At 65.4% G+C, this 13,551-nt stretch carries 12 protein-coding genes; all 12 read right to left on the bottom strand.

Annotated features, from left to right (window positions below; all coding sequences use genetic code 11):
• Positions 1-38: 38 nt before the first annotated feature.
• The 12 genes from pstA to RM532_RS11200 all read right to left on the bottom strand — a co-directional run bounded on the left by pstA (position 39) and on the right by RM532_RS11200 (position 13,513).
• Entirely contained in the window at positions 39-959 is a 921-nt protein-coding gene (gene pstA, locus RM532_RS11255) for a phosphate ABC transporter permease PstA (protein WP_311653426.1), read from the bottom strand.
• Between the two features lie 2 nt (positions 960-961).
• Positions 962-1,891 carry a phosphate ABC transporter permease subunit PstC gene (gene pstC, locus RM532_RS11250; protein WP_311653425.1) on the bottom strand — a complete coding sequence of 310 codons (930 nt, stop codon included), beginning with the start codon at positions 1,889-1,891 and terminating at the stop codon, positions 962-964.
• 42 nt (positions 1,892-1,933) lie between these two features.
• On the bottom strand, positions 1,934-2,974 hold the full coding sequence (locus RM532_RS11245) for a PstS family phosphate ABC transporter substrate-binding protein (RefSeq protein ID WP_349255312.1): 1,041 nt from the start codon (positions 2,972-2,974) through the stop codon (positions 1,934-1,936).
• Positions 2,975-3,167: 193 nt separating this feature from the next.
• Complete coding sequence (gene phoU, locus RM532_RS11240; RefSeq protein ID WP_311653423.1) at positions 3,168-3,905, bottom strand: phosphate signaling complex protein PhoU; 738 nt, start codon at positions 3,903-3,905, stop codon at positions 3,168-3,170.
• A gap of 65 nt (positions 3,906-3,970) precedes the next feature.
• Positions 3,971-5,398, bottom strand: a complete 1,428-nt coding sequence (locus RM532_RS11235; protein ID WP_311653422.1) for an OprO/OprP family phosphate-selective porin — start codon at positions 5,396-5,398, stop codon at positions 3,971-3,973.
• Positions 5,399-5,565: 167 nt separating this feature from the next.
• Entirely contained in the window at positions 5,566-6,894 is a 1,329-nt protein-coding gene (gene phoR, locus RM532_RS11230; RefSeq protein WP_311653421.1) for a phosphate regulon sensor histidine kinase PhoR, read from the bottom strand.
• Positions 6,895-6,906: 12 nt separating this feature from the next.
• Positions 6,907-7,617, bottom strand: a complete 711-nt coding sequence (gene phoB / locus RM532_RS11225) for a phosphate regulon transcriptional regulator PhoB (protein WP_349255311.1) — start codon at positions 7,615-7,617, stop codon at positions 6,907-6,909.
• An 81-nt stretch (positions 7,618-7,698) separates the two neighbouring features.
• Entirely contained in the window at positions 7,699-10,311 is a 2,613-nt protein-coding gene (gene pepN / locus RM532_RS11220) for an aminopeptidase N (protein ID WP_311653420.1), read from the bottom strand.
• Positions 10,308-11,426 (bottom strand): beta-ketoacyl-ACP synthase III, encoded by a 1,119-nt coding sequence (locus tag RM532_RS11215; protein WP_311653419.1) that lies wholly within the window; start codon positions 11,424-11,426, stop codon positions 10,308-10,310. The genes pepN and RM532_RS11215 overlap by 4 nt, the downstream gene beginning before the upstream one ends.
• 49 nt (positions 11,427-11,475) lie before the next feature.
• Positions 11,476-12,948 carry an alpha/beta hydrolase family protein gene (locus RM532_RS11210; RefSeq protein ID WP_311653418.1) on the bottom strand — a complete coding sequence of 491 codons (1,473 nt, stop codon included), beginning with the start codon at positions 12,946-12,948 and terminating at the stop codon, positions 11,476-11,478.
• On the bottom strand, positions 12,945-13,232 hold the full coding sequence (locus RM532_RS11205; protein ID WP_311653417.1) for a hypothetical protein: 288 nt from the start codon (positions 13,230-13,232) through the stop codon (positions 12,945-12,947). The genes RM532_RS11210 and RM532_RS11205 overlap by 4 nt, the downstream gene beginning before the upstream one ends.
• Positions 13,229-13,513 (bottom strand): hypothetical protein, encoded by a 285-nt coding sequence (locus tag RM532_RS11200; protein WP_311653416.1) that lies wholly within the window; start codon positions 13,511-13,513, stop codon positions 13,229-13,231. The genes RM532_RS11205 and RM532_RS11200 overlap by 4 nt, the downstream gene beginning before the upstream one ends.
• Positions 13,514-13,551 lie beyond the last annotated feature (38 nt).

The following is a 13,551-nucleotide window of genomic DNA, read 5'->3' as shown; positions in this document are numbered from 1 at the left end:
CGCGAAAGTATTGCAGACACGCCGGCGCGTTGGTGCCGTCACCGCTGACGGCGAACGCGATAACGGATGTAGACGGCCACCGCATTCATCAGCAGCGTCATCGCCAGCAGCACCACGCCGGTACCTGCGGCGGTGACGTGAAATTCGGCCTGTGGGCGCGACACCCAGTTGAACATCTGGATGGGCATGACCGTAAACGGGGTATTCAGCCACTCGAAGCTCAGGAACGGGAAGTTGCCCTGTACCGGCGACGGCGGCAGGAAGGCGATGAAGGTCAGCGCCCCGATGGTGATCACCGGCGCGGTCTCGCCAATCGCCCGTGACAGCCCCACGATGGCCCCGGTGAGGATGCCCGGCCGGGCCGCCGGCAGTACGCACATGCGTACCGTCTGCCATTGATCCGCGCCGAGTCCGTAGGAGGCTTCGCGGGTTTCCTGCGGGATGCTGCGGATGGCCTCGCGAGTGGACACGATGATCACCGGCAAAATCAGCAATGCCAGCACCATGCCCGCCACCAGAATGGTCTGGCCCAGATTCAGTCCATAGACGAACAGACCCAGAGCCAGCAGGCCGTAGATGATCGACGGCACGCCCGCCAGATTGGTGACGTTGATCTCAATCAGATCGGTCAGCCAGTTGCGCGACGCATACTCCTCGAGATACAGCCCCGCCATCACCCCCAGCGGAATGGAAAGGAAGGCGGTGACGATCATCACCGCGGTGGTGCCCACCCAGGCGGACAGAATCCCCGCTTCGCCGGCGTTGCGCGACGGGTAGCTGGTGACGAACTGCCAGTCGATGACCCGGGCACCGGTCACGGCCAGATCCAGGATCAGCGCCAGCAGCGTGAGCACCGCCACCATCAGTACCACCAGACCGGCGCCGGCACAGATCAGGTCCCAGCGCCGGTTTCGCCGGATCAGGCTGTCATAGTCGATGTCGTGCACACCGTCGGCCATCGTCAGTACACCTCGCGGAAGCGGCGCCGCAGGTAGAAACCCAGCACGTTGAAGCTGAGGGTGATTACGAACAGGGTCAGGCCCGCGGCGAAAATGGTCTGATAGCCGATCGAGCCGTGCGGCAGATCACCCAGGCTAACCTGGACGATGTAGGCGGTGATGGTCGCCGCCCCCTCGGTGGGATCGAGCGTGAACTTGGGATTCTGGCCAGCGGCAATGGCCACCACCATGGTCTCGCCCACGGCCCGTGACATGCCCAGGATATAGGCAGCGGTGATACCCGAGAATGCGCCCGGGATCACCACCTTGCGGGCCGTCTGCCAGCGGGTGAATCCCAGCCCGTAGGCCCCCTCGCGCAGCTCGTTGGGTACCGCGCGCATGGCGTCCTCGGATACCGAGGTGACGTAGGGCAGAATCATGACGCCCATCACCAGCCCCGGCGCCAGCATGTTGAAGCCGGAGAGGCCCGGGATGAAGGTCTGCAGCAACGGCGTGACGAACAGCAGCGCGAAATAGCCGTACACCACCGTGGGCACGCCCTCCAGCAGTTCCAGAAACGGCTTGATGACCTCGCGCACGCGGCTGTCGGCATACTCGCTGAGGTAGACCGCCAGCAGTGTCCCCGCCGGAATCGCCACCAGCAGCGCGATGCCGGCTACCACCATGGTGGCCGTGAGCAACGGCCAGATCCCGTAGTTGGCATTGGTGAACAGCGGCGTCCAGGAGGTCGAGGTCAGGAACTCGACGATCGAGACGTTGGCAAAGAACACCACCGACTCGGACACCAGGATGTAAACGATCGCCGCGGTGACGAACACCGACAGGCTGGCCGCGGCGAACAACAGCCAGCGAACACCCCGATCCACCAGCCGCCGCCGGCGCAGGAATGCCTCGCTGGGCTGCAGCGATACCCGTTCCCCGGTTACTGCCACGTCGTTCCCATCCCCTCGTTACTGACCTGCTGTCGCCGACCGCTACTGGCGCTTTTCCGCCTTCAGCAGATCCTCGATCGATACGCCCACCTGGGCGCCGTCCGCAAAGGCGGTGCCGGTCCGGCGCTCGGCCACGTTCTCACGGGCCAGCTCATAGGCACGGGCCGGCAACGGCACGTAGCCCACTTCCTTGACCAGTGTGGGCGCGCGCTCGGCGTCGAGCATGAATTCCACGAACTGGCGCACGGCCTCGCTTTCGTTCAGCGACGAAACGCGCGCATACACGAACAGCGGCCGCGACAACGGGTTGTATATGCCGCTCTTGGCGGTTTCCAGCGACGGGCCGATGCATTCGCCATCGCTGTTCTCGACCTTGAGCGCCTTGAGCCGCTCACGGTTTTCCTCGTAGTAGGCCAGCCCGAAGTAGCCCAGAGCATTGACGTCGTTGGCCACGCCCTGCACCACCACGTTGTCGTCCTCGCTGGCGGTGAAGTCACCGCGCGAGGCACCGCTGTCGTGCATCACCGCCTCGGTGAAATAGTCGTAGGTGCCGGAATCGGTGCCCGGGCCGTACAGGGTGAGTTTCCGGTCCGGGAAGCTGTCCCGTACCTGACTCCAGTTGGTAATCTCGTCCTGGGCGGCCGGCTCCCACATGGTCTTGAGCTCGGACGGCTTGATGCATGCCACCCAGTCGTTGTCGGGATGCACCACCACCGTCAACGCATCCAGTGCGACCGGCAGTTCGATGAACTCGATGCCGTTGGCCGCGCAATCCTCGCGCTCGGATTCACTGATCGGGCGCGAGGCGTCGGACAGGTCGGTCTCCCCGCGGCAGAATTTCTTGAAGCCGCCGCCGGTGCCGGACACACCCACGGTTACGCGATAGGTGCCGCGATTGGCCTTCTGGAATTCCTCGGCCACCGCTTCGATCACCGGAAACACGGTGGAGGAACCGTCCACCTTGACCGTTTCCATCCCACCGCCGGCATTACCGCCGCCATCGCCACACCCGGCAAGTACGATCAGCGAGGCCGCCATCGCAACACCAAGCACACGGTTGTGAAGTTTCGCCGACATGCGCATTGACTCCTGACTTCGATTCGAATGATTCACGACAACCCGGGACGGTCCGCCTGACGGCGACCGGCGACCCGATGACTGTTTGATGACATGAGGGGGACCGGATACGTCCCCCCCGAAACGCCTGCCGGCTGACACTCCCGGCAAGGTAGCGACGAATAATGACAGTCCCGTGACATTGCTCCGGCGTACTGCCTCACAGCGGCCGCCGCCGCTCCTTGGCCGCGAGCACTTCCCGTTCCATCGCTTCCACGGTGGTATGGCGCACATCCTGCCCGTGCACGAAATAGATCACGTATTCGCCGATATTGGTGGCGTGGTCGCCGATACGTTCCAGCGCCCGTACCGCCCACAGCACATCCAGCATCTGCCGGATAGTGCGCGGATCCTCCATCATGAAGGTGATGCATTCGCGCATGACCGACTCGTATTCGCGGTCGACCTGCTGGTCCTCCTTGGATACTGCCAGCGCCACGTCCGCATCGATCCGGGCAAAGGCGTTGAGGGCGTCGTTGACCATCGAACGCACATGCCGCCCCAGCAGCTCGATCTGCTGGAACGCGCCGCGCGGAGTTACCTGGCTGGACAGCTGGGCCGCCAGCCGGCCGATCTTCTCGGCCTCGTCGCCGATACGCTCGAGGTCGGTAATGGTCTTGATGATGGCGGTAACCAAGCGCAGGTCGCCGGCCTGCGGCTGGCGACGGGCGAGGATGCGGGTGCATTCCTCGTCGATCTCCACCTCCAGCCGGTTCACCTCGAAATCCCCGCGGGCCACGGCCTCGCCGAGCTCCCCGTCGCCCTCCACCAGCGCACGCACCGCGTTGGCGACCTGCTGTTCCACCAGCCCACCCATATTGAGCACGTGCTCACGCACATCCTCCAGATCCTCGTCGAACTGCTTCGAGGTGTGCTTGTCGAGGCTGACCTTGTCCACGCCGTATTCCTCTGAATCCGCGACCGATGACACGCGAGTTTACCAGTTGCCCGTTCGGGGCTCTCTTAGAATGCAAACTGCGTGCGCAGCGTATAGATGTTGAGCCCGTCGGGCTGGCCGCCACCGGTATCCCGCTGCGGCGAGTCCTCCACATCCAGGATCCGGTTGTAATCCAGCATCACTCGGACGTAGTCGTTCATGTACCAGTTAAGCGCCAGGCTCGCGCGGCTCTGTTCACCGCCGATGACATCGCGGTCGGTCAGATCATGCTGGTCAAAGCGTAGCGCCACTTCCCAGGCGCCCCAGTAGCCGTCATCCGGGCTGAAGGCATGGCGGGGCTGCAGCCGCTTGAACTCGCCATCGCTACCCTTGTAGCGGCGCGATTCCCCGGTCAGCACCCAGCCCATTTGCAGGTAGTAACCGATGAAATCGAGACTGGGCAGACCGTTTTCCCGGGAAACACCGACCCGGGCGTACTCGCCCTGCAGCGACCACGGGCCGGCCACCGCGGCCAGTTCCAGACCGGCAATGGTGGCGCGGTCAATGGCGTCGATCGGGCCGGTATCGGTCAGCGCCACATTGGAATGATTGGTGGTGTCAATATTGAAGGCCGGGGATTCGTTGTTGACCCGACCGCTGTCGGCGGGCTCACGCAGGCCCGCATAGGCGCCGAGATGCAGCACCCGGCCGGTGTCGTTGACCAGCGCGTAAGTCAGCCGCGAGCCCAGCCCGTAACCCTCGTCAGCTTCCTGGTCACGGTCGTTGGGAGCGGCGGAATCACCATACAGGCCGATCTGAGCCGACCAGTCGCGACCCGACCCCTTGGCGTTGATCCCGATCGCACGATCGAACAACGTGTCAGTCATGGCATTGAGCAGCGACCGCTCGGTGAACATGATGTCGTTGGAACTTTCCTGCAGCTCCATGCTGATCGCGTGCTTCTGGTGTCCCACCGTGATCTCGAGCGGATCGAAGGCGGTGTAGACCAGAAACACATCGGTAATGGCAATATCGTTGCCGGCGAAATCGAACTCGGTGAGGTACTCGAAGTCCTCGCCCAGATCGCCCGACATGTTGAACCGGGCACGGCGGATCTCCGTGCCGCTGGCCGCGTCCACCGGCTGGCCATTACGAGTCAGGTCGTCGTCCTGATAGCTGTACTGGGCGTGCAGCCGGCCGCCCGGGGCCATCGAGAACTCGCCGCTCTCGTCGGTAAGCTCGAGCGCGCTATCACCCGGTTCGGCGGCGACCGTGGCTTCGCCACTCTGCCCGTCGGCGACATCACGGGCGCGGTCATCCTCGTCGGTCATCGGCCGGAACCGACCCAGCCTGACCCGGCCGGGCCCCGGTTCGGCGAAAATCTGCTTGGTCTCGGTATCCATGTACAGGTCCAGCGCCCGATTGTCGCTGCCAGCGGCAGCCACCGTGCCGACCGTCATCAACATCGTGGCCACCACCATCGGGATCGACCACCGCGTGATTCCGCTGCTCATTCGCAAGGCCTCGCATTGTGCCGGGGCGGCTCCAATCGCCTGGAAGCGAGGGCCGCCGGAAATGAGGCTGCGATTTTGTGACGGAAATGTGACAGTTTTATGACGAACGCGTAGAGCAAGTGCTGCCGGCCCGCCGAAACGGCCACCATGGTGGTAGAAAAGCGGAATCAGGCCGCATTGGCGACGTGGGCACGCTGGCGCGGAAAGCGGCAGGTAAAGGTGGATCCGACACCCGGCTCGCTGTCCACCGACAACTCCGCCTCGTGGTGCTCCAGGCAGTGCTTGACGATCGCCAGCCCCAGGCCGGTGCCGCCGGTGGCGGTGGAACGCGCGGCATCCACCCGGTAGAAGCGCTCGGTCAGCCGCGGCAGATGCCGTTGCTCGATACCGATGCCGGTATCGCTTACCGACAGCTTGACCATATCGGCGTCCAGCCACCAGCGCACCGCAATTTCGCCACCTTCCGGCGTGTACTGGACCGCGTTGGCGATCAGGTTGCCGGCCACGCTTTCCAGCTCGCCGGGGCGCCCGAACAATGACAGGCCGGCCTGGATTTCGGTTTCGAACCGGTGGCCGGCTGTGTCCCGACGGCGGGCGTCGGCCACCAGGCGCTCGATCAGCGCGGCCATGTCCACCACTTCCTGGCGCTGCTGCAGCCCTTCCGCCTCCACCCGGGCCAGCCGCAGCAGGCTTTCGATGATGCGGCTCATGCGCAGGGCCTGCTGGCCCATTTCCCGCACTGGCGCCCGCCACTGTTCCAGCGCCCCGGCCTTGCCGGTTTCCTCCTCCATCATTTCCAGATACCCGCGCAACACAGTCAGCGGCGTACGCAGTTCGTGTGAGGCATTGGCCACGAAATCACGACGGGTGGCCTCCATGCGCTTCTGTTCACTCACATCGCGGGCGATAAGCAACTGCTGGCCGTTGCCATAGGGAATAATGCGCAGCATCAAAACACCGTGCTCGCTGATCGGGGACGGCACCTCGACCTCGCCCGGCTGGGCATCCGGCGCATTGATCAGGGTGGAAAACCGGGGATGGCGCACCAGATTCGTCACGCGCTGACCCAGATCCTGCGGTGCCCGCAGACCGACCAGCGCCGCGGCCGCCTGATTGAACCAGACGATACGACCCTGCCCGTCCAGCACCACCGCCCCGTCCGGCAGCGCGGCGGTGGAGGCCTGGAATTCGTTGACGATGCTCTTGAGCCGTTTCTTGCGCTTGCGATTGCGCTGCTTGAGCCGGTTGAACTCGACGAAGATGTCCTGCCAGACGCCCAGGCCTTCGGGGGGATCGCGGTCGTCATTGACCAGCCATCGATGCAGGCGGTTCGTGTACACCAGGTGCATCACGAGATACACTATCAGTCCGGTGAAGGCGGCCCAAAGGGCATAGCCGAAGGCCGCACCGATCAGCGTCCAGGCCGCCAGCCAGACCGCCAGTACGACAACTTCGCGACGCCAGGCGGATACCACCGCGGCCGAGCGCATGCTCATGTCGGTATCAGGCTAGCCCGCCCGGCTGGAAAAGCGATATCCACTGCCGCGGACCGTCTGGATGAAGCGATCGAAACCGAACGGCGCCAGCGCCTTGCGCAGCCGGCGGATGTGCACATCCACGGTGCGTTCCTCGACGAACACATTCTGTCCCCACACGCGATCCAGCATCTGTTCCCGGGAATATACCCGTTCCGGATTGCTCATGAAAAAGCGCAGGAGGCGGTATTCCGTGGGTCCGAGACGCACCGGATCATCGCCGGCGGACACCCGCTGACTGGCGCCATCGAGCCGCAGGCCGTCCACTTCCAGGGTTTCCGCCTCGCCACCGGGCAGCGTCCGGCGTAGCACCGCACGCACGCGGGCTACCAGTTCGGAAGAGGAGAACGGCTTGACGATGTAGTCGTCACAGCCGATGTTCAGCCCGCGGACCCGGTCATCCTCTTCCACCCGGGCGGTGACCATGATCACCGGGATGGCACTGCTCAACGAGTCGCGGCGCAGTTCGCGCACGAACTCCGCACCGGACACCCCGGGCAGCATCCAGTCCATCAGGATCAGGTCGGGCCGCTGATCGGCAATCGCCAGGCGGGCGGACTGGGCGTCCTCGGCCTCATGAACGTGGAACTCCGACCGCTCCAGCGCGAACCGGATCATGTCGCGGATGGGGGCCTCGTCCTCGACGACCAGAATATGCTTGTGCTGCATGGTTAGCTTCGTCATGCGCTTTCTTGACCTGATCGCAAGCCTATTAAGCTTACATGACACCTCTATGACAACCACCCCGCCGTTGTCACATGCGTACTACGCCGGCTGATCGAGCGCCCGCGTCACCATTTCGTAAACATCGGGCGAGAGTGATGCCCCGGCCAGCCCGGCCAGCTGCTCGCGCATTGCCGTTCCCCGCGGCCCGGCCACCTGGGCCCATTCGGCCAACGGGGTGACCAAACGGGCGGCAATCTGCGGATTGAGTTCGTTGAGTTGACGAATATGACCGGCCAGCCAGGCATAACCGGCGCCGTCCTCCTGATGAAAGCCCGGCAGGTTGCCCCGCGCGAAACTGCCGACCAGGGCGCGCACCCGGTTGGGGTTGGTCGCGTCGAAACGGGGGTCGGCGTCGAGTTCCGCCACGCGCGCCACGGCGCCCGGCAGCCGGCTGGTGGCCTGCAGGGAAAACCACTTGTCCAGCACCAGGGCATGACCCCGGCCGCGCTCGGCAAACGCGGCCATGGCTTCGTCCCGGGCCGGACCGGGCCGGTCGCGCAGGGCCTGTAGCGCCGCCATGCGATCGGTCATGTTGTCGGCATCGTGGTAAAGCGCCAGGCAAAGGGCATCAATACCGGACGCGTCCCCGGCCGCCAGATAATCCAGCGCCACGGCGTTGAGCCGCCGCCGCCCAACCTCGGCCGGCTCGAACCGGTAGCCGCCTGCCGACGGCCCGGTCAGAAAGTCCTCGACACGCGTCTGCAACGCGGCGGCCAGCTGTCGCTTGACGTGACCATGGGAGGCGACGACCGCGTCGACGTCGAACTGCGCATACTGGTCGGCGAGACGACGCTCAGTGGGAAGCGTGAGCATCTCGGCCAGCAATTCGTGATCGGCCGGCGGATCCCCCAGCAGACGTGCCACCGCCTCGATCAGCGCTGTCGGGTCCGGCAGCGCCTCGCCCGCCTGATACGCCGATACCGCCGCGCGCATGGCAGCCAGGGCGAGTTCCTGCCCCGCTTCCCAGCGGGCGACCGGATCGCTGTCATGGGTCAGCAGATGGGCCAGATCCTCGGTTCGGTGGTCGTATTCCACCCGCACCGGGGCCGAGAAGCCGCGCAGCAGCGAGGGCACCGGGCGGGCGGACAGGCCCTCGAAGGTCCAGCTCTGCTCGGGCTGCTCCAGGGTGAGCAGCGATCGCTCGCCGAGGTCGACAGCCCGGCCATCACTCTCGATCAGCCCGAGGCCGAAGGGAATATGCAGCGGCGCCTTGTCGGTCTGCCCGGGCGTATCCGGGGTGTGCTGGGACAGGGTCAGGCGGTAACGGCCGCCCGCGTAATCGTCGCGCACGGTCACCACCGGCGTACCGGCCTGGCTGTACCACAGCCGGAATCGGGCCAGATCCGCCCCGTTGGCGATCTCCAGCGCGGTCACGAAATCCTCGATGGTGACCGCCCCGCCGTCGTGTTCGCTCAGATAATGCTGTACGCCCCGGGTGAAGCCCTCGTGACCGAGGATCACGTGCAGCATGCGGATGATCTCGGCCCCCTTTTCGTAGATCGTGATGGTGTAGAAATTGTTCATCTCGATATACGACTCGGGCCGCACCGGATGGGCGTTGGGGCCGGCGTCCTCGGGGAACTGGATATCGCGCAGCATCCGCACCTGTTCGATCCGGGTCACCCCGGGTGAGCCGTGATCGGCCGCGAACTGCTGTTCGCGGAACACCGTCAGGCTTTCCTTCAGGGAGAGCTGGAACCAGTCGCGGCAGGTTACCCGGTTGCCGGTCCAGTTGTGGAAGTATTCGTGGGCAACCACGTCGCGCACGCGAATGTAATCGCCGTCGGTAGCGGTATCCGGGCTGGCCAGCACGCAGGACGTGTTGAATATATTCAGCCCCTTGTTCTCCATCGCCCCCATGTTGAAGCTGCCGACCGCCACGACCATGTAGGTGTCGAGGTCGTATTCCAGCCCGTAGGTCTTTTCATCCCAGGCCATTGCCTGCTTGAGCGAGTGCAGGGCATGGCCCAGTTCATTCTCGCTGCCATGATCGGTGTAGAAACGCAGCGCCACGTCGCGACCGCTGCCGGTGCGGTAGGTGTCCGCCACCTCGGCCAGATCCCCGGCCACCATCGCGAACAGGTAGCAGGGCTTGGCGAAGGGGTCTTCGTAGACGGCAAAGTGGCGGCCGCCCGGCAGTGTCCCGTGATCCACCCGGTCGCCGTTGGACAGCAGTACCGGATACCGGCCGGCGTCGGCCTCGATCCGGGTGCGGTACGTCGCCATCACGTCCGGCCGGTCCGGAAAATAGGTGATGCGGGAGAAGCCTTCCGCTTCACACTGGGTGCACAGAATCCGGCCCGAGCGGTAGAGGCCCTCGAGCGCGGTGTTGGCGTCCGGGTCGACGTCGACCTCGATCGCCAGCTCGAACGCCGCCGGCGGCGCGGACAGCGTCAGGCCCTCGGCATCCACGGAATAGTCGGACTCGGGTACCGGCTCACCATCGATGCGAATTGCCTGCAGCTGCATTGCCCGGCCATCCAGGCGCAGCGGCGCATCCGCGGCCGCGGCCCGGTCGCGCGCGATGCTCAGCCGGGAACCGATCCGGGTGACGCCCTCGCCGATGTCGACATGCAGATCCACATGGTCGATGCGGTAGGCGGGCGGCTGATAATCGCGGCGGAACTTGGGTTGCGGCGCGGGACCCGTCATGCCCGCCTCAGCACGACGCTGCCGGCGGAATAGCCGGCACCGAAACCGCACATCACGGCGAGATCGCCACTGGCCAGATCCTCGTGATGGCGATGGAACACGATCACCGGACTGGCCGAACTGGTGTTGCCGAATTCATGCAGTACCGAGGGCATTTCCTCGGCGCTGGGTTCGTGGCCCAGCACCCGCTTGGCGATAAGCGTATTCATGTTGATATTGGCCTGGTGCAGCCATAGCCGCCGCAGATCGTCCGTATTCAGCCCCAGGTCACCGACATGCCCGGCAATCAGCTCGGCCACCATCGGCCCCACGTCCTTGAACACCCGGCGCCCGTTCTGCACGAACAGACGGTCGTAGTCCGGCCGCGGCTGGGTCTCGGAGGGGTTGAGAAACCCGAAGTTGTTGCGGATGTTGTTGGAGAACTTGGTGATCAGCCGGGTGCCCAGCACGTTGAACCCCCGACCAGCCGCCCGTTCCTCGGATTCGACCAGCACCGCGGTACAGACGTCACCGAAGATGAAGTGGCTGTCGCGGTCGCGGAAATTCAGGTGCGCGGTGCAGATTTCCGGGTTGACCATCAGCACCGACTCGGCGCTGCCCCCCTCGATCATGTTCACCGCGGTCTGGATGCCGAAGGCCGCCGAGGCGCAGGCCACGTTCATGTCGAAACCGAACCGCCCGGCACCGAGATGTTCCTGCACTTCCACCGCCAGCGCCGGATACGGCCGCGGCAGGTTGGAGCAGGCTGCCAGCACCGCATCCACGTCGTCGGGCTCGCGGCCGGCGCGATCGAGGCATTCCCGCGCGGCGCTGATCGACATCTCGCACATCAGCGAGGGCTCGTCGTTGCTGCGGGTGCGGATGCGCGGACGCATGCAGGACGGGTCCAGCACGCCGGCCTTGTCAACCGAATAACGGCTCTCGATGCCCGAGGCCTTGACGATGAACTCGCTGCTCGAAGGCACCAGCGGCTCCCGGTCGCCAGCGGCGATCTCCGCGGCATGGGCGTCGTTGTACTCCGACACGTACTGGTTGAATGACGCCACCAGCTCATCGTTGGAAATCGCATCCGGCGGGGTGTACAGCCCCGTTCCGGTAATCACCGCTTTCGTCACGCTATCTCCATTCGCCAGACCGCGGGCCAGTTGCGCCGCCCGGCTATTCTCACGTCTGCGCCAGCCGCAAACAACCGGACGTATCGGCAATCGGCGGCGCCAGCCCGCTCTGGTCCAGACACTGTTCGATGAAAGTCTGGACCGAGGCCTCGCGCCGCGCACTCAGATGCGAGCCGTGATACCAGTGGATCGGCGCCCCGCCCCAGTGGGCAGCCAGCCGCGTGGCCTGCCCCGGCGGCACCAGCTGATCGCCGGTGGCTGCGAACACGAAGCGGCGATCGGCCGGCACCCGGCAAGGCAGCAGCAGCGGTGATACCGGCGCCAGCGCCGCCCGTGCCAGCGCCGGCGTCACCCCGGCCGCCTCGATGTAGCGAAGATGCAAAATCGGCAGGTGCCGCCACACCACATCAGCCATGTCGGCCAGCGGAATGCCGGCGATCACGCAACGCAGATCATCGTCCAGCGCCGAAAGCAGTGCCGCGTTATAGGCACCCAGGCTGTACCCGAGGACGCCCACGTCCGCGGCCGGCTCCCGCTCGCGCAGCCAGGCCAGTGTGCGTCGCAGGTCCCAGAGTGCCTGCGATTCCGCATGAAATATGTCCGCCATGTGTCCGTCCAGAAAGCCGCTGCCGCTACGCGCGTGAATCTTTCTCTCACCGTGCAGCGGGAGGATGGGCATTAGCAGGTTGTAGCCCAGCTGCCGGTGCAGCCGATCGATCTGGAACAGGCTGAAATCGATGGCAGGCCTACCCATGCGGTAGCCGTGGATGCACAGTAGCCACGGCCGGACAGCACCCGGATGGCGAAACACCCGCGCCGCCATGCGCTGATTCGCCGTCTGCGCCTGCCAGCGTTCGGCGCCCGGCAGGGCTGGGTCGGGGCTGTAATCGCTGTCGAAACGCAGCAGCAGGAAGCGTTGACCCGCCGCATAACGGTGACTGAGTTTGGGTTTCGCCGGTGGTCGCGGCACCGGATGCAGATGATCCGGCTCGGCCAGCCAACCACGTGCTTCCCCCAGATCCCGCAAACGGGCCAGTTCAATGGCATCCCCCGCCACCTGCTGGCCGGTGGGGACCCGGGCGGTGCCTACGAAATAGGCCAGGATCGCCTCGTCCCAGGCGGCCTTGCCGGCCAGACGCCAGTCCAGCCGCGGCACCGGCACATCCGTCCCGGCGGCGGCCTGGAACACCGCGGTATAGCCGGCCACGAAGAAGCTCAGCAGTGCCAGTCCCGCCAGCCCCAATGCTACCAGAAGGCCCAGAAACGGCCACAGGGCTGCGGACAGCAGCATTCCGGTCAGCGCCCCGAATGCCAGATAATGAGAAATCTGGCGGTCACCGGGAAACAGCAGAAGCGCCAGCCCGGGGGCGAGCATCAGCGACCCGGTGGGACTCATCACCAGCCCGGCGGCCAGGCCCGCGCGCCAGCCCACAGCCAGCCAGAACAGTCCCGCCGCCACCGGCAGCAGCGCCGGCCAGAACCAGCGGGGCTGGGAACGCATGCGGGAAGCGGAATCGGTCATGCCGGCGCCGCCGCCAGAGTGACCAGGATACTGACGACAAGCAGTACCACCTCGAGCGGCCAGCGCCAGGGTCGGCGGCGACGGATGCCGTCGATGGCCAGCGCCGCGATCACGGCCGGCAGGGCCACCAGCACGGTACGTTGCAGGACCGGGCCGATTTCAGCGCCGATCCGCGCCCCCAGGTCGGAATGCACCGCCAGCATCAACGCCACCACGCCGGACACGATGGCCACGCTCGCGCTGGCCAGCAGAATTACCCAGTTGACGAACTGAACCGCCCTCAACGCGACCCGCCGCGTCCTCGCAGCGCGTCCAGATAGGTCAGCAGGCCGGGCGCGATTTCACGATAGAAGGCCGGGCTGCGCATCGCCACCTGCACCAGCGTGGCGGCGAAGAAGCGCACGATGCGGTTGCGGTACTCGAACACGCTGCCAACCATCGGCACCGGTGCGTCATCGAGAATCGTCAGCCGGTCCTCGGGTGCCGGGCCGGTCCTGACCACCAGGGTGACCTCCACGCGCAACGGCTCGCGCTGATGGTCACTACGTTTGCCACTGTCGGCCACGGCGGTCAGATGCCTATTGCGCCACGAGTCATGGCATG

Origin of the sequence: Spectribacter hydrogenoxidans, from assembly GCF_031846275.1 — a bacterium.
GTDB lineage: Bacteria > Pseudomonadota > Gammaproteobacteria > Nevskiales > Salinisphaeraceae > Spectribacter > Spectribacter hydrogenoxidans.
The sequence above is the reverse complement of the archived record's forward strand: the minus strand, read 5'-3'. Positions and strand labels throughout refer to the sequence as shown.

What these genes read in the sequence shown, in the direction of transcription:
- RM532_RS11210 (WP_311653418.1), bottom strand. Translation starts at nt 12,948, where the DNA reads ATGACCGATTCCGCTTCCCGCATGCGTTCCCAGCCCCGCTGGTTCTGG.
- RM532_RS11235 (WP_311653422.1), bottom strand. Translation starts at nt 5,398, where the DNA reads ATGAGCAGCGGAATCACGCGGTGGTCGATCCCGATGGTGGTGGCCACG.
- phoR (WP_311653421.1), bottom strand. Translation starts at nt 6,894, where the DNA reads ATGAGCATGCGCTCGGCCGCGGTGGTATCCGCCTGGCGTCGCGAAGTT.
- RM532_RS11245 (WP_349255312.1), bottom strand. Translation starts at nt 2,974, where the DNA reads ATGCGCATGTCGGCGAAACTTCACAACCGTGTGCTTGGTGTTGCGATG.
- phoB (WP_349255311.1), bottom strand. Translation starts at nt 7,617, where the DNA reads ATGACGAAGCTAACCATGCAGCACAAGCATATTCTGGTCGTCGAGGAC.
- pepN (WP_311653420.1), bottom strand. Translation starts at nt 10,311, where the DNA reads ATGACGGGTCCCGCGCCGCAACCCAAGTTCCGCCGCGATTATCAGCCG.
- pstA (WP_311653426.1), bottom strand. Translation starts at nt 959, where the DNA reads ATGGCCGACGGTGTGCACGACATCGACTATGACAGCCTGATCCGGCGA.